We start from the raw sequence: 243 nt of genomic DNA on the forward strand, positions 1-243 counted from the left end.
GCAGATCGCGCAGGCGGCGCGCGCCCGCGAGCGCGAGGCAGGTGGGTGCGTCGATGCCGAGCACCGAGCCGATCAGCACGAAACTGCCTTCCTGTACGCCCAGACTGCCGGGCACGAGAAACGCAATGCTGCTGGCAAGCTGAATGAGCGCTTCGAATACGAAGGCCTGGGCGAACGTTGCATTCACACCCAATGCGTGCAACGCAATCCAGATCTCGAGCGCGAGCCCGCGGCATTGCAGCG

General features: G+C 65.0%; 1 protein-coding gene. It reads right to left on the reverse strand.

Annotation, left to right across the window (positions count from 1 at the left end):
- Positions 1-243, reverse strand: a 243-nt coding sequence (locus R2R70_RS22580; RefSeq protein ID WP_410979284.1) for a lysylphosphatidylglycerol synthase domain-containing protein, incomplete at both ends; no start/stop codon positions are given.

The sequence above is a fragment of the Cobetia sp. SIMBA_158 genome (assembly GCF_046566945.1).
Classification (GTDB): domain Bacteria; phylum Pseudomonadota; class Gammaproteobacteria; order Pseudomonadales; family Halomonadaceae; genus Cobetia; species Cobetia amphilecti.